The sequence below is a fragment of the Sporosarcina ureae genome, from assembly GCF_002109325.1.
GTDB lineage: Bacteria > Bacillota > Bacilli > Bacillales_A > Planococcaceae > Sporosarcina > Sporosarcina ureae_C.
The window spans coordinates 222,039-237,086 of the sequence record NZ_CP015348.1 but is presented as its reverse complement, the minus strand read 5'-3'; the positions used below and the strand labels follow the sequence as shown (position 1 = coordinate 237,086).

Sequence of the window (15,048 nt, the reverse complement as noted above, 5' to 3'; positions counted from 1 at the left end):
CATTGAGAAAAATGGTTCGCGTATCGTAGGGAATGGTATGACGTTTACGATTTTCTACATAGATATTATTGTAAATCATATTCCGATAAAATTGCGGTTCATCAAACCATTAAAAATCCGCCACTGACGCTAATACACTCACCATTGACAAAACTCGAATCATCGGAAGTCAAGAAGGAAACAACGGATGCCACTTCCGCAGGATCTCCCATACGACCCGCTGGTGTTAACAGTGTTGCCATTCTCTTAACGTCTTCTGGCAAGTCCTTCGTCATATCTGTATTGATCTGCCCTGGCGCAATGGCATTTACCGTAATCTGCTTACTGCCATTTTCCTTGGCTAACGTCCTCGTTAAACCAAGCACTCCAGCTTTTGACGCACTGTAATTCGCCTGTCCCATATTGCCCCAACTCGAAGACGAGGATACATTGACAATTTTTCCATATTGCTGTGCACGCATTTGTGGAATGACCGCTTGGCACGTGTAGAACATGCTGCTGAGATTGACGTCGAGTACAGAGTGCCATTGTTCGGCCGTCATTTTATGGAAGAATGAGTCTCTCGTAATCCCTGCATTATTCACTAGAATATCCACTTGACTGAACTTTTCATAAATAGCAGAAAATGTTGTCGCCACATCTTCTGGATCGGCTACATTACACTTCATAGGGTGGACCTTATCACCTGAAGCGTCCAACGCGGAAGCGGTTCGTTCCAACTTTTCAAAATTGACATCCAAAATAATTACTACTGCCCCGTCATCGAGTAAACGCTCTGCTATTTTCTCTCCGATTCCTTGTGCTGCGCCTGTTACGACTGCGATTTTATCTACTAATTTCCCCATATCCTACACCCCTTCTGAATTTCATAGAATTGTAAGTTTACTTTATCATAAATGAATGGGTATTCATATAGTGAATAGTTTGAATGAAAAATGTTAAACTATATTGTAAAAGGTAAGAGAAATGTATATAAAGACATTTACAAAGAACTGGAGGCGATTGCGATGAAGGATGAGCATCTACAAGACGCGTTCACCAGCTGGGTTGACATGAGTCGCGATTCACAAGGATTATTAGCGTATAATGCGCGTTTAAAAGAGGTTTTAGATGAAGAAGCTTTTATTAATGAAGCGAAGTTGAGAGAAGAAGCGGGTAATTTGAAACTAGAGGCTAAGAAAGATCAATGGATAAAACAAGGTTTGGAACAAGGTGTAGAACAAACGGCTCGTAGACTATTAAAAATGAAAATGGATGAAAAAGCTGTGGCGGAGGGAACAGGGTTAACGATCGAACGAGTGAAAGAGATTAAAAAGGAAATGAATCTCTGAAAGCTATCGTAAAGCTAGCTATGCATTTTGCGCCTCCACATACAATATTCCACCTCCCGCCAACCCAATCACGTGAAATAATTTCCTCTATCCTTTACTATTAAAAATAGTACGACATAAAACACGTAACCATACGAGAGGGCGGAGATATTTAAATGAACGCATATGATGAGTACATGCGCGGAATTGTTACACCGATGCGCGAAGAACTAACTACTGCAGGATTTACAGAACTAACAACGGCTGAAGAAGTCGATGATACTTTAAAGGGCCTTGAAGGTTCAGCAATTATCATGATCAACTCGGTATGCGGTTGTGCGGCAGGTCTAGCACGTCCGGCTGTACGCGAAGCAGTGGCAGAAGTGAAACCGGATCATCTATTTACGGTATTCGCAGGGCAAGATAAAGAAGCGACGGAAACATTCCGCTCATACTTCCCAGAGATTCCTCCAAGTTCACCTTCGATTGCTATTTGGGATCAAGGAAAAGTCGTGTATTTCATTCCACGCGAACAAATCGAGAACTTCCCGAAAGAACATATTAAAGATCACCTTGTTGACGTCTTAACGAAAGTCGTTGCTCAGTGAACGTGATCATTACGACAGCAGGACGTCCTGATGAACACTCCACTGCACTTATGCAACAAGCAGCGGAGTCGTTACAGGCGCCTGTCGTCGAACGTAAAAAGCGGTCCATCCCTAAACTACAAGACGTCTATCAAGCAGATGTCTTAGTGGCGGGGAAGGACCGCTATTCGTTTTATACAAGAGGCAGCACCGAACCGTTCTTCTTTCATCCGAATTCTGCAACTTATCGTTTGAAACGCATACTAAAAGGCGAAACCGATCCACTCGTGGCGGCAGCTGTTCTTCAACCTGGCGACTCGTTCCTAGATTGCACACTCGGACTTGGCTCGGACGCAATCATCGCATCTAGCACCGTCGGAAAGTTAGGATCGGTAGAAGGAATTGAAGCGAATCCAATCGTCGCGTTCCTAACAAAAGTCGGTTTGCATAATTTCCCGATCGACTTTCCGCTGCTACAAGAAGCGATGCAACGAGTCGAAGTAATTCATTCGGAAGCTATAGAGTTCTTGAAAACTTGCGAATCCAACTCACGTGACATCGTCTTTCTCGATCCGATGTTCACAACACCGATTGAGGAATCTTCCAATTTTGAAGTGCTGCGAGAAATTGGTGTGACTGATAGCGTAACGGAAGAATGGGTAGAAGAAGCGTTGCGCGTATGCAGACGCCGCGTCGTATTGAAAGACCACTATCAGTCACCGATGTTCAAACGCTTCGGCTTCATACAGCAGATTCGTCCATACACGAAAGTGCATTATGGCGTGTTGGAGAAGAGAAAATGATATATTACGTAAAGCTACACAAAAAAGACTATGAACAAACCTGATCACATTCCAGGTTCTGTCCATAGTCTTTTTTGCGTTCTTCACTATTAATTAATGTGTGAAATTCAGGGAGCTCAAGTACAAAGTCAATACAAGCATACCAATTCCTAATAATAAGTTAACATCCATTGTGGCGACCTCCTTTTATGTAGCGCGTTTGATTGAAATCCGCTTAACTTGCAATCAGAGAACATTTTGTGAATATTGATGATTGAAGTTTGACTTTATTGTACAATGAAATAGTAAAAGATGAAACCTTTTGTGACGCTTTTCGTATGAGTTATGTAGATGTATGACGGAATGTTGAAGGAGTGATGGAAATGAAGCAATGGTTACAGCGGCTGATGATCGCATCTGTCGCCGTGTTGACATTGGGCGTCATTACACCCAATCATGAAATTTGGACAAACTTTACGGATAAGAATGAACCAAATGAATCTGGAACCCACGCAGAAGGCATGGAGTATTCCCTTGAACTGCAAGACAATCGAGATGACTTACTGACACTTGACAGCTACACTAGAGAACAACAATTGGTCGCACACGCGCGTCTATTAACGTATGAAAAATTCGGACAGCGTATCGGCCCCGTAATCCAGAACGAATTCGATCAGGAGATTTTCCCGCGAATCGAAGCCGTGATCCAAACGACCGTACATAATGCAACGGATCGCCGTCTGGCCATCACCGAGCAGCCTTCAGGTGATTATGCGGAAAAGATCTTCCACGTTTACGACAAAACAGTGAACCAGGACCTGATAAAGTTCCACGTTCGTACCGAAAAACGCCCAAGTGACGGCTACTTCTATAATTTCCATTACCACACAGCGGATGATGGATTTGTCGCGCATCACTCAGTTGGGGATATTTATTGGTCGAAGAACACTCCGCCGAAATGGCTTTCGTAAGACGTTGAAGTTTTGTTGTGAGAAAACTGAATTGAGTAAAAACCGTGTAAAACCAAGTTTGTAGGAATTTGGTTTTATGCGTTTTTTTGTTTGTATAGTGGTCTGGTTGATTTTATATGTTGTGTAAAGATAGTTCATTAAAGACAACTACACATTCGGTAATTGAAGAGAAACGGCCTGCCAATTAGGGAGTTGAGAACGAATAAGCGAAGCGTTGGTTTGCTCGTGAAGGATCAAGAGGAGATTGCGCGACTGAACGTGATTGCACTGTTATTGGGAGAAGAATTAAAATAAGAAGCAACTAGGCGTAATGAAAACGTCGATAAGACGCGATTTATAAAATGTGTATATAGGAGAAGAGCGACCTATCCTTAAGGACAGATCGCTTTTTCTCTACTACTAGAGATATTTTTCAGCTGATTTCATAGATGGCATTAAAAATCAGTAAGAAGAGTTAAGTCCTTTTGAGTAACACTGAGATGTTAACGTGCATCAGGGAATACGCGTTTCATTGCTTCTGAAAACTCATCAAAGAATCCTTCTACTGGCTCGCCTGCGTTGACCTTCTCCTTATAACCGGTCATTCTTTCTACGAAGTCCGGATTAAGGGAAACGTAGACATTTTCAATAGCCGAATTAGAAGAACGAACCTCTTCTGCGATTTTATCCTCGAGCTCTTTTGTCGCTTCTTTCATTGTTGTATCTTTTAAGACAACCGCAACATAAGCGTTATGATCAGTAACTAGTACAGTGGCACTATCTACATCTGTCAGTTCAGTAATTTTGTCTGCGGCTTCATCAGCAGTCTCTACCTTGGTATCATGGGTACTAGGGATGGAAACTTTTTCGTCAGCAGTACCATTCGATGTTTCATTCGTAATAGTATTTTCATCAACGTGTGCTGTGTTATCCTTTTTTGTTCCGCAACCCATAACGACCAGTGCAGCTGAAAGAACAATCAGTAACAAACTTGTTTTTTTCATGTATTTTCCTCCTTATAACCTTTTCATAACCAGTGTGTCCGTAAAGAGAGATTTTCATGCAACCAATACATACTCCAATAAAAAAATGATGACCATGCAATACTCAAGTCTGAAAAGATTTTTCAATCATTCATTGTAAATTTACCGAATGCGACTTGATCCTACTAAGAGTAGAAGAATTTTGTGTATACTAAACGCTATAGCAAAGGTAGTATGTGAAAGATATATATCTATACGACGAGCAGTGAATACTGGACTAAAAACACACCACACAAATGGCTTTCGTAATCAGCCCTTTCGTGGTGTGTTTTGTTGTCTTAATGTTATAATGAGTGTAATTTCTTATGAGGGAGCTTGAAGCATGAAGCAATATTTGGATCTATGTCAACATATTCTGGATACAGGAACAAAAAAGGGAGATCGTACGGGTACGGGGACATACAGTGTCTTCGGTTATCAGATGCGTTTTGATTTAGCGCAAGGATTTCCTTTATTAACGACAAAAAAGACGGCGTTTCGTCTGATTGTCTCGGAATTACTATGGTTTATAAAAGGTGATACGAATATCCGCACATTGATTCAGGAACGTAACGGTATTTGGGATGAATGGGCATTTGAGCGGTATGTGAAAAGTGAAGCGTATACAGGACCGGATATGACGGATTTTGGTCGTCGTGTACTAAAAGATGAAGAATTCGCGGTTACGTATAAAGCGGAGCTCGCTTCATTTAAAGAGAAGATTTTAGCGGATGAAGAGTTTGCGAAGGAGCATGGTGATCTCGGACCTGTGTACGGCAAGCAGTGGAGAGCGTGGGATAGCGAGAGTGGTGTCATCGATCAGCTTGCACAAGTGATCGACAGCATCAAAAACAATCCGGACTCCCGCCGCCACATTGTCACGGCATGGAATCCTGCAGAAGTGGACGAGATGGCGCTGCCACCTTGCCATTTGCTGTTTCAGTTCTACGTAGCGGACGGCAAATTATCATGCCAGCTCTACCAACGCAGTGCGGATGTTTTCCTCGGCGTACCGTTTAACATTGCATCATACGCGTTACTTATTCATTTAATTGCGCATGAATGTGGTTTAGAAGTAGGTGAATTCGTCCATACACTAGGTGACGCACACTTATATCAGAATCATATCGATCAAGTACATGAACAATTGTCGAGAGAACCAAAAGAGTTGCCGACGTTGCACGTGAATTATGATGGACGGTCGATCTTTGATTTGACGACGGAGGATATTTCGATCGAAGGCTATGATCCGCATCCACGAATCAAAGCGCCGATCGCAGTATAAAGGAGGACATACATTGATTTCATTATTGGTGGCACATGATCTTGGCCGAGTAATCGGCAAGGACAATGAGATGCCGTGGTATATTCCGGAAGAACTTCAGTATTTCAAAGAGAAAACGATGGGCAAGGCGATGATCATGGGACGCAAGACGTTTGAATCGATCGGCCGCCCGTTAAAAGGTCGGTTGAATATTGTTATTACGCGTAATGAAGATTACGAAGCGGACGGGGTAACGGTCGTTCATGATCTAGACAGTGCCGTGAAACTCGCGAAAGACTATGCCGACGAAGTAATGGTCATCGGTGGCGCGGAAATTTTCAAAATGTCGATGGCAGACGGTGCCGACAGATTGTATGTGACGGTCATTGAGAAAAATTACCCGGGTGATACGTTTTTCCCGGAATACGAAGAGGATTACACGTTAACGAGTAAGTCTGAGCCGCATTACGCGCAAGACGGCACTGCCTATACGTATCAAATTTGGGATAAAAAATAACGTTCTCCTCTATACATAGAGAAGAACGCTAAAGAACATCGATGCGCTGCCTGCCATGACGAATAAGTGCCAGATCGCGTGATTGTACGGAACACGGCGTGACATGAAGAAGTACGCGCCAGCCGTATAGAATAATCCACCGATCACGAGCAACCAAACGCCTTCTGGCGGCAGTGCGTTATATAATGGTTTGATCGCAAGGACGATGAGCCAGCCCATAATGAGATAAAGGGCAAGCGATAGTTTGGCGAAGCGGTGAATATAAAAGATTTTGAACAAGATGCCAAACAAAGTCAATCCCCAGATGATACCGAATAACGTCCAGCCGAGTGCACCTTGTAACGTGACAAGCAAAAACGGCGTATACGTACCGGCAATGAGTACATAGATGGCGGAATGGTCGAGAATCGCAAAAAACGATTTCACTTTAACCGGCATACTATGTAGTAGCGTACTTGCGAGGAACAGCAATAACATGGACACGCCAAAAATCGTGTAGCTAGTTATGGCGATGCCTGTTCCTTGTTTCACACCTTTTAGAATTAGCAAGACCAATGCAGGTATGCTGAGTAAGAATCCAATCGCATGAGTGATCGCATTCCAGCGTTCTTCATGTAAATTTTTATAATCGAATGATTCTTCCATTCTCATAAGCACCTCCTGCATCACACTATACCAAATACAGCGAAAAAAATCGCAGAAGCCACACGCTAAGGAGATAGAAATCATGAAAAAAATTCATATCGTCACGGATTCCACTGCAGATTTAACGGATGAACTGATTGAGCAATACAATATTCACGTGGTACCTTTAACACTGATCGTCGACGACAAGTCTTATATTGACGGTGTAGAGCTGCAACCCGATGAATTTCTCGATTTGATGCGCGACGCAAAAGAATTGCCGAAAAGCTCGCAACCGGCAGTCGGTGTATTCCAGAATCTCTATGACGAACTAGGGGCGGACGGATCGCAAATTATCTCGATTCATATGACTGGCGGCATGAGTGGGACAGTAAAATCGGCGGAGACAGCAGCCCATGCATCAGACGCAGATGTTACGGTGATCGACTCAATGTATATTTCACACGCACTGACTTTCCAAGTGCTTGAAGCCTGCCGACTCGCTGAAGAAGGCAAGACGGTAGCTGAGATTGTGGAGGGCATTGATCACGTCCGTAAAAGTTCCTCTTTATTCGTCGTACTGGACGTGCTGGATAATATGGTCAAAGGCGGTCGGATCGGTAAAGGGAAAGCGATGTTCGGCTCGCTTATGAATATCAAACCGATTGCGTCACTAAAAGACGGTGTCTATACGCCCGTCGCAAAAGTGCGCAGCCATAAACAAGTAGTCTCTTATTTGTTTGATGAGTTTAAGAAGGAAACAGCGGGGAAAGTAATTCGTAGTGTCGGGATCGCGCATGCGAACGGACTTGCGATGGCGGAACCGCTGAAGAATAAGATTGAAGAAATGGGTATACAAGTGAAGTTGACGTTCACTACACCGATTGTTAGTACGCACACCGGTGAAGGCGCGATTGGCTTCATGTATTACACCGACTGATTCTAACTACAAAGGATATGACATTATGAGAAGAATGCTAGTGCTGTGTTTCGTCTTCTCATTGTTCTTAGCAGGGTGCCAGGCCCCATTTAGCCAAAAAGAGACGACGCTTTCGGAACGTGAAACCGTAGCGTTCGAACCATTCATTGTGCCGGAAACGTTTATCCCTAGACGTGTAAATGTCTTAGGCCTAGGCGATTCATTGACACAAGGAGTTGGCGACGAGCGCAAAGAAGGCGGGTATTTCGGCCGTTTGACGTCGGACATGGAACAATGGAAAGGCATTATGGAAGTGGACGCCGTGAATTTAGCAAAACGCGGACGGCGCAGCGACCAGTTTTTAAAGCAATTGCAAGATGAAGATGTACAACAAGCGGTCATTGCCGCAGATTATATCGTCTTTACGATTGGCGGCAACGATGTGATGAAAGTGGTCAAAGGGAATTTCATGCAGATGAAGATGTCGGATTTCTATAAAGCGCTTGGAAAATTTGAAAATAGAATTGAAGAGTTGTTTGAAGTCCTTCGTCTCTACAACCCAGATGCCCCCATCATTGTAGCCGGTCTTTATAATCCGTTCTCCGTCGTAACGGACGAAGTACAAGAGTTCGAAGAAATTATTGGCGACTGGAACCGTTCGATCGAAGAACAAGTGGAAAAAGACGGCATGGCTTGTTTTGTGCCTGTAGAAGATTTATTTAATTCGAATGAAAACCTGGTTTATCACACAGACTTCTTCCATCCGAACAGTAAAGGATATGATTTGATGGAAGAGCGTTTTGTGGAAGAAATTAAAGGCTGTTCAGCGGTTGATGTGGAAGTGGAGTGAAGTACAAGATGAATATTTGGAAAGTAGCGTTTTTTAGCCTGGCAGGAATAATGGTGGCGGCGCTCGTAGGATTAATCATCCTCATCAGTAGCGCCACTGCTTCTCCACCTCTACCAGAAGATAAAGCGGTGAATGAGGCTGGCTATACATTGGCGTTAAATACGACAAAAGATAATTTTGAAGGTATTGCGAACACCTATATACGAAAAGCTGTAAAAGGCGCGTTACCGGTTGAGCTTGAAATGCGCGATGATGTATTGTTGACGTCCGAACTCACGGTGTTCTCGCATACATTACCGCTTGCGATGCATTTTGATCCGATTGTCCGAGAAGACGGAAACTTAATTCTCAAACAATCGTCAATGGAATTAGGACATTTGACGATTCCACCATCAACAGTACTGAAATTACTGAAAAATTCAGTAGAGCTTCCATCGTGGATGATTGTCAGACCAAAAGAAGAGGAAATTTTCATTGATCTGAAGGACTTGCCGATCTCAGGTGATGTTCAAGTCAAGGCAAAAGAAGTGAATTTAGCAAAAGATGAGATTATATTGGAAGTATTGATACCGAAAAACTAAGGAGGCAATAACGATGGCAATACAATACGCAACATTTGCAGGCGGGTGCTTCTGGTGTATGGTCAAGCCTTTTGACAAATATGACGGTGTCCATTCCGTAGTTAGTGGTTATACAGGCGGACATACTGTCAATCCGACATACGAAGAAGTATGTACGGATACAACGGGACACCGTGAAGCGGTACGTATCGAATTTGACGACAGCGTGATCAGCTACGAAGAATTGCTGAATATTTTCTGGCAAGTGATGGATCCGACAGATGCAGGCGGACAATTCGGAGACCGCGGGGAGTCGTACAAAACTGCGATCTACACGAACACCGATGAACAGCAGCAAGCAGCGGAAAAGTCAAAGCAAGCATTACAAGACAGCGGCAAGTTCAGTTCGCCGATCGTCACAGATATCTTACCAGGTAAAGAGTTCTACCCGGCCGAAGAACATCACCAAGAATATTACAAAAAGAATCCAAGTCACTACGAGCGTTATTCAGTTGGATCAGGACGCGCAGGATTCATCGAAAAAATTGGGGGAATCGTTCATGAAAAAAGACTTACGCAATGAATTAACGGAAATACAGTATCATGTGACGCAGGAAAACGGAACAGAACCACCATTTCGCAATGAATATGACGCGCATTATGAAGATGGTATTTATGTAGACGTGGTGTCAGGTAAACCGTTATTCAGTTCAAACGATAAGTATGACGCAGGTTGCGGATGGCCGAGCTTTACGAAACCGATCGAAGCGGTAGAAGTAACGGAGCATTTTGATACAGCTCATGGCATGCGCCGCACGGAAGTACGCAGTAAAACAGCAGATTCTCATCTAGGACATGTGTTCCCTGACGGACCGCAAAACACAGGCGGATTGCGTTACTGCATTAACTCTGCAGCACTACGTTTTGTTCCAGCAACAGACTTAGATAAAGAAGGCTATACAGAATACAAAGGATTATTTGAGTGAAGGAAGGTGACGGCGATGGATCGATCCTTTTACCATTTCGCATTACGCTATCGTAACGGCGGAAAAGATGACGCGAAGGCATTGTTTGCGGACAAGATGTTTCTCGATGCCGGTTTCCCGAAAGACTTAGAGGATTTCGATTCATTGTCCCGTTACGTCGAAGACATGGCGGACGATGATTTACGTTCCACCACTTTTGATGAAATATACGCAATCTATCAAGATCTGTGCAGTAGGTAAGTGGCGAGGGTTTCATTGCATCTCGCCATTATACACTGTATGATAAAAACAAATTAGTGAAAAGAGGCTAAAAAAGATGAGTATACATATCGATGCAAAACCAGGCGATATCGCGGAAACAGTTCTTCTACCTGGAGACCCATTGCGCGCGAAATATATCGCGGAAACATTTTTGGAAGATGTCGTACAGTACAACGAAGTACGTAATATGTTTGGCTATACCGGAACATACAAAGGCAAGCGCATTTCCGTACAAGGTACTGGAATGGGCGTTCCATCCATCTCCATTTACGCAACAGAATTAATGCAGGAGTTTGGCGTACAGCAATTGATCCGTGTCGGTACGTGTGGCGCGATTCAAAAAGACGTAAAAGTACGTGACGTTATCCTTGCACAAGGCGCGACAACGAATTCGTCTCTAAACGATGTAACATTCGGACCGATCCGCTTTGCACCCCTAGCGGACTTCGACTTATTGTTGAAAGCGTACACTGCAGGTAAAGAAAAAGGCTTGCACTTGCAAGTAGGAAACATTTACACGGAAGACTTCTTCTACAATGAAAATGCTCAGCATGAAGAGCTAGCACGCCACGGCGTTCTTGCAGTTGAAATGGAAGCGGCAGCACTCTATACATTAGCTGCTCGTTACGGCCGTAAAGCACTTGCCGTTCTTACTGTAAGTGACCACATCATCACGGGCGAAATCACGACGCCTGAAGAGCGTCAATTGACATTCAACGACATGATCGAAGTCGCGTTAGACGCAGCCGTCGCTGAATAATAGAATAGATAGAAACCTACAAAAGACCGCTCTTGGCAGCGGTCTTTTGCGGGGATTTGGAAAGTAGGGAAGACAATGAACGAAAACGATTCGCATGAGAACGGGAAACAAGAGCCGGAAGCGCCGAAACCTAATCGCTATATACGGATCAAACCGTTTTCTCTGATCATGCTCATTTTTTTCCTTGTGCTAGCAACAGCAGCGGTTACCTTCATTGCACTGACAGTCGGTGACGAAAAGGTTGTAGAAGTCGTCAAACCGCAGCAAGTAGGCATGGAGCGAAAAGAGTTCAAGAAACTGTATGATGCATATGATCAACTGAAAGAAAGTTATTTTGACGAAGTAGACGATCAAGTCGTGATTGATGGCGCGATCAACGGAATGGTCGATTCACTAGGCGACCCATACTCCGATTACTTGAATGAAAAAGAAGCCAAACAATTGAATGAAAGCATCTCTTCTAGTTTTGAAGGAATCGGGGCAGAAATTCAAGAGTCAAACGGCTATATTAGCATTGTGTCACCTATCAAAAACTCTCCAGCTGAAAAAGCCGGTTTATTGCCGAACGATACTGTGCTTTCAGTAGACGGTGAAAGTATTCAAGGTCTATCTTCTTCTGAAGCGGTTTTACTGATTCGTGGAGAAAAAGGATCTACGGTGACATTGTCTGTACGACGCGGAGAGAAATCCGATCCGTTTGATGTGAAAATCGTCCGTGACGTAATTCCGATCAATACGGTGTACGCGGAAATGCTCGACGACAACATCGCGCATATCAATATCACGTCGTTCTCTGAACATACGTATGAGGAATTGCTTGAAGCGTTGAATGAAATGACCGACAAAGGCATGGAAGGCGTACTCATTGACGTACGTCAAAATCCAGGCGGTATTCTAAGCGGTGCTATCGATATTTCCGATCTATTTGTTCCGAATGGCAAAGTGTTATTCCAGACAGAAGAAAAAGGTAAAGCACCAGAAGCCTACCCTTCATCTGACGGACAAAAAGTAACAGTTCCTGTTGCATTGATCGTAGATGACGGCAGTGCGTCCGCTTCAGAAATCCTAGCAGGTGCGTTAAAAGAGTCTGCAGGCATTCCAATTGTAGGGGTTAAGACGTTTGGTAAAGGTACCGTTCAAACACCGACTCAATTACCAGACGGCTCGAACTTGAAACTAACGACTGCGAAATGGTTAACACCTGACGGCAACTGGATTCATAAAAAAGGAATTGAGCCAGACGTGAAAGTGCCATATCCTTCATATGCATCTCTACCGTACCTTGATTCGTCTGAAGAGATGGACGATGGTCTTGTCTCTCCTTCCGTACAAGCGGCAGAAGAGATGTTAGAAGCAGTAGGTTATGACCCAGGCGAAACAGACGGTCTCTACGACGCGGATACGGCAGCAGCTGTTAAAACGTTGCAGAAAGACTTAGAACAAGAACAAACAGGCATCTTGACTGGAGATACAACAGTCGGCTTAATGCAGAAATTACGGGACAAGATGAAAGATGATGACCCGCAACTGCTAAAAGCGAAAGAAGTCGTGTTAAAAGAAATTAACTCATAATCAAAGAAACACGCGTCCAGCAATCGTTGGGCGCGTGTTCTCTATGGAAAAGGATGATACAACTATGATCGATGTATATTTACTCAGTGGCTTTCTAGGAAGCGGTAAAACTTCACTACTCGTTACTCTTGTAGAGCAAGTAAAGAAGTCCGGCAGACAACCGGCTGTTCTAATGAATGAATTCGGAGAACTGAATATCGACAGTCAAATCGTCGAAGATGCAGGGGACGTTCCGTTAAAAGAATTATTGAATGGCTGTATTTGCTGTACGGGTGCCGAATCTACAGAAGCGCAGCTGCAAGGTTTACTCGCGGATTATCCGGAGATTGACGTGCTGTTCATTGAAACGACAGGTGCCGCTCACCCGGTAGAAGCGTTGGACGCCGTATATTCGCCGTTATTCGCAGAGAAGCTAGACTTCAAGGGAATCGTCACTGTAGTAGACGCGAAGCGCTGGGTCGACCGTGACAAGCTCTCACCACGTATACAAGCATTATTTCTTGAACAGATCCGTCACGCCCATTTCATGGTGCTCAATAAAACGGATTTGCTGACGGACAATCAATTGGCTTTCGTGACAATGCAAGTGACACAGTTCAATAGTCATGCGCCGCTCGTCCAAGCCGTCAACGCAAAAGTCGACTTCAGCTATATTGAGAAAATGGTGAATGTGGCGGCACCGAAACAGCCGATCACGTCAGGTAGTGGATTGCCGCTCGATTCGAAAGTGCTGTCGTTTGATACACCAATCAACCAACAACATTTTGAAGACTGGGTTCGCACATTACCGGAGAGTGTCTATCGCATGAAAGGGTATATCCAGCTAGAAGATACGCGGTACTCGCATTTATTCCAATACGCTTATGGCATGGTCAACTGGATACCGGAATACATGCAAATCCCGTCTAAATTGGTGATCATCGGAGAACAGGTAGACGGCATCGAATATACGCCGGAAATCTAGTTGTCAATAGCTTTTTATTGTTAATAGTCCTCTCCACTGGACAGAGTTACCAAAATCACATCTTTCAGACTCTCATTTCATAGCTTCGCAGAGTTCATTGGCTAAATTGGCAAGATTGGCCAAGTTTCCTTCTTTTCTTTGACGTTATGCTAGGTTGCGTAAAGAAGGAGGGGAACAAGATGAAAAACCTTTATCACTCATCTTATTAAGCTCAGCTATTTTATTGCCTACTCATGCAGCAGAGGCAAGCACGACGAAACAGGTGCAGACACAGACGTATACGTGGAATGCATCCAATCACCAAGTATATTCGTATTACTTTGGAAACTACAACTACCAAAAGCCACAGCAGCCTAGTAGACCGGTAGAGAAACCAACAGTACAGCAACCAACTCAACCAGTGGAGAAACCACAAACGAACAAACCGGCTCAGCAGCAGACAGCAAACGTGTCCGCTACAGAGCAAGCCGTACTCGATTTAACGAATGCGGAACGTACAAAAGCAGGACTCAAGCCGTTGCAGATCGATGCAGCATTGCAAAAGTCTGCGAAGCAAAAATCAGCGGATATGGCAGCGAACAATTATTTCTCTCACACGAGCCCTACATACGGTTCACCGTTTGATCAAATGAAGAAGAATGGCGTTACCTACCGTTCGGCAGCAGAGAATATCGCAATGGGTCAACGCAGTGCACAAGAAGTCGTGAAGGCTTGGATGAACTCAGCTGGACACAGACAGAATATCTTGACGCCAGGGTTTACGCATATCGGTATCGGATATGACGCGAACGGACAGTACTGGACACAGCAGTTTATACAGAAGTAAGAATGTGAAAGGTCAATGGATTTATGTCCATTGACCTTTTTTTAGTGGAGAGAGTTGGAGAGTGATAGCAAGTAGATACGCGCGGGTGAGTAGGCTATGAGCGGTTACCCGTCCGCTATGATCGCTTAGATGGTTTCTATGAGCGGTCACGGACGTGTATAGAGCGTTCAGCGGGTGTAATAGAGCGGTTAACTGGGTTCAATGATCACTTACACGAATTATTGAGCATACACGTACCTCTCTAACTGTTTATCCACGTAACGCAAACTACACCTTCACAATAAAAAAAGCCAA

Annotated in this window: 19 protein-coding genes; 16 read left to right on the top strand and 3 right to left on the bottom strand. The window is 44.0% G+C overall.

Annotated elements, in window-relative coordinates; genetic code table 11:
• Positions 1 to 101: 101 nt before the first annotated feature.
• On the bottom strand, positions 102 to 845 hold the full coding sequence (fabG, locus tag SporoP32a_RS01195; protein WP_085426242.1) for a 3-oxoacyl-ACP reductase FabG: 744 nt from the start codon (positions 843 to 845) through the stop codon (positions 102 to 104).
• A gap of 90 nt (positions 846 to 935) precedes the next feature.
• On the opposite strand from fabG, the gene SporoP32a_RS01190 reads away from it, so the two are divergent.
• The 4 genes from SporoP32a_RS01190 (at position 936) to SporoP32a_RS01175 (ending at position 3,650) form a co-directional block, all read left to right on the top strand.
• Positions 936 to 1,331 (top strand): hypothetical protein, encoded by a 396-nt coding sequence (locus SporoP32a_RS01190; protein ID WP_157129908.1) that lies wholly within the window; start codon positions 936 to 938, stop codon positions 1,329 to 1,331.
• A gap of 155 nt (positions 1,332 to 1,486) precedes the next feature.
• Positions 1,487 to 1,918 (top strand): BrxA/BrxB family bacilliredoxin, encoded by a 432-nt coding sequence (locus SporoP32a_RS01185; protein ID WP_085426240.1) that lies wholly within the window; start codon positions 1,487 to 1,489, stop codon positions 1,916 to 1,918.
• Between the two features lie 2 nt (positions 1,919 to 1,920).
• Positions 1,921 to 2,700 carry a class I SAM-dependent methyltransferase gene (locus tag SporoP32a_RS01180; RefSeq protein ID WP_232319565.1) on the top strand — a complete coding sequence of 260 codons (780 nt, stop codon included), beginning with the start codon at positions 1,921 to 1,923 and terminating at the stop codon, positions 2,698 to 2,700.
• Between the two features lie 362 nt (positions 2,701 to 3,062).
• Complete coding sequence (locus SporoP32a_RS01175; RefSeq protein ID WP_085426239.1) at positions 3,063 to 3,650, top strand: YpjP family protein; 588 nt, start codon at positions 3,063 to 3,065, stop codon at positions 3,648 to 3,650.
• Between the two features lie 482 nt (positions 3,651 to 4,132).
• On the opposite strand, the gene SporoP32a_RS01170 is transcribed toward SporoP32a_RS01175, so the two are convergent.
• Complete coding sequence (locus SporoP32a_RS01170) at positions 4,133 to 4,633, bottom strand: YhcN/YlaJ family sporulation lipoprotein (RefSeq protein ID WP_085426238.1); 501 nt, start codon at positions 4,631 to 4,633, stop codon at positions 4,133 to 4,135.
• A gap of 361 nt (positions 4,634 to 4,994) precedes the next feature.
• Here SporoP32a_RS01170 and SporoP32a_RS01165 point away from each other — a divergent pair, with 361 nt between their 5' ends.
• Positions 4,995 to 5,936, top strand: a complete 942-nt coding sequence (locus SporoP32a_RS01165; RefSeq protein ID WP_085426237.1) for a thymidylate synthase — start codon at positions 4,995 to 4,997, stop codon at positions 5,934 to 5,936.
• 13 nt (positions 5,937 to 5,949) lie between these two features.
• Positions 5,950 to 6,432, top strand: coding sequence for a dihydrofolate reductase (locus SporoP32a_RS01160; RefSeq protein ID WP_085426236.1), 483 nt, complete (start codon positions 5,950 to 5,952; stop codon positions 6,430 to 6,432).
• A gap of 9 nt (positions 6,433 to 6,441) precedes the next feature.
• Here the strand turns inward: SporoP32a_RS01160 and trhA are convergent, their stop codons facing one another.
• The gene (gene trhA, locus SporoP32a_RS01155; protein WP_099625247.1) at positions 6,442 to 7,077 is read right to left on the bottom strand and encodes a PAQR family membrane homeostasis protein TrhA; all 636 of its coding nucleotides are present in this window, start codon (positions 7,075 to 7,077) and stop codon (positions 6,442 to 6,444) included.
• A gap of 82 nt (positions 7,078 to 7,159) precedes the next feature.
• Between trhA and SporoP32a_RS01150 the strand changes: the two genes are divergently transcribed.
• The 10 genes from SporoP32a_RS01150 (at position 7,160) to SporoP32a_RS01105 (ending at position 14,754) form a co-directional block, all read left to right on the top strand.
• A complete protein-coding gene (locus tag SporoP32a_RS01150; protein WP_085426235.1) occupies positions 7,160 to 7,996 on the top strand; it encodes a DegV family protein in 837 nt (278 codons plus the stop codon).
• A 25-nt stretch (positions 7,997 to 8,021) separates the two neighbouring features.
• A complete protein-coding gene (locus SporoP32a_RS01145) occupies positions 8,022 to 8,825 on the top strand; it encodes a GDSL-type esterase/lipase family protein (RefSeq protein WP_085426234.1) in 804 nt (267 codons plus the stop codon).
• An 8-nt stretch (positions 8,826 to 8,833) separates the two neighbouring features.
• On the top strand, positions 8,834 to 9,406 hold the full coding sequence (locus SporoP32a_RS01140; RefSeq protein ID WP_085426233.1) for a YpmS family protein: 573 nt from the start codon (positions 8,834 to 8,836) through the stop codon (positions 9,404 to 9,406).
• Between the two features lie 13 nt (positions 9,407 to 9,419).
• Positions 9,420 to 9,968 carry a peptide-methionine (S)-S-oxide reductase MsrA gene (gene msrA, locus SporoP32a_RS01135; protein WP_085426232.1) on the top strand — a complete coding sequence of 183 codons (549 nt, stop codon included), beginning with the start codon at positions 9,420 to 9,422 and terminating at the stop codon, positions 9,966 to 9,968.
• Positions 9,946 to 10,371 (top strand): peptide-methionine (R)-S-oxide reductase MsrB, encoded by a 426-nt coding sequence (gene msrB / locus SporoP32a_RS01130; protein ID WP_085426231.1) that lies wholly within the window; start codon positions 9,946 to 9,948, stop codon positions 10,369 to 10,371. Before msrA ends, msrB begins: the two co-directional genes overlap by 23 nt.
• A 15-nt stretch (positions 10,372 to 10,386) precedes the next feature.
• Positions 10,387 to 10,611 carry a YozE family protein gene (locus SporoP32a_RS01125; protein ID WP_085426230.1) on the top strand — a complete coding sequence of 75 codons (225 nt, stop codon included), beginning with the start codon at positions 10,387 to 10,389 and terminating at the stop codon, positions 10,609 to 10,611.
• Positions 10,612 to 10,687: 76 nt separating this feature from the next.
• Positions 10,688 to 11,392 (top strand): purine-nucleoside phosphorylase, encoded by a 705-nt coding sequence (gene deoD, locus SporoP32a_RS01120; RefSeq protein ID WP_085426229.1) that lies wholly within the window; start codon positions 10,688 to 10,690, stop codon positions 11,390 to 11,392.
• A 75-nt stretch (positions 11,393 to 11,467) separates the two neighbouring features.
• Positions 11,468 to 12,964: a lmo1851 family serine protease gene (locus SporoP32a_RS01115; RefSeq protein ID WP_085426228.1), complete on the top strand. Its 1,497-nt coding sequence runs from the start codon at positions 11,468 to 11,470 to the stop codon at positions 12,962 to 12,964.
• Positions 12,965 to 13,028: 64 nt separating this feature from the next.
• Positions 13,029 to 13,928, top strand: coding sequence for a CobW family GTP-binding protein (locus SporoP32a_RS01110; protein WP_085426227.1), 900 nt, complete (start codon positions 13,029 to 13,031; stop codon positions 13,926 to 13,928).
• Positions 13,929 to 14,082: 154 nt separating this feature from the next.
• Complete coding sequence (locus SporoP32a_RS01105) at positions 14,083 to 14,754, top strand: CAP domain-containing protein (RefSeq protein ID WP_198166198.1); 672 nt, start codon at positions 14,083 to 14,085, stop codon at positions 14,752 to 14,754.
• Positions 14,755 to 15,048 lie beyond the last annotated feature (294 nt).